Here is a 285-nt window from a genome sequence, read left to right as displayed (position 1 = left end):
GGTGACGTCGAGGGCGGTGGTCGGCTCGTCGGCGATGAGCACCGCGGGGTCGCAGGCGACCGCGATGGCGATCATCACGCGCTGGCGCATGCCGCCGGACAGCTGGTGCGGGTACTCGTCGACGCGCTGCGCCGGGGCGGGGATGCCGACGATGTCGAGCAGTTCGACCGCGCGGGCGCGGGCCTCCTTCTTGCTCAGCTTCTGGTGGTGGATCAGCACCTCGGTGATCTGCCGGCCGATGGTGAGCACCGGGTTCAGCGAGGTCATCGGCTCCTGGAAGATCAT

The 285-nt window shown here is 69.5% G+C and carries 1 protein-coding gene; it reads right to left on the bottom strand.

Going from position 1 to position 285, the window contains the following annotated elements; all coding sequences use genetic code 11:
* The coding region (locus GTW43_RS29240) for an ATP-binding cassette domain-containing protein (protein ID WP_161305002.1) at positions 1-285 on the bottom strand (285 nt) is incomplete at both ends.

Origin of the sequence: Streptomyces sp. SID5785 (genome assembly GCF_009870065.1) — a bacterium.
GTDB lineage: Bacteria > Actinomycetota > Actinomycetes > Streptomycetales > Streptomycetaceae > Streptomyces.
Note: the sequence above shows the minus strand (reverse complement) of the source record. Positions and strands in the feature narration are given on the sequence as shown.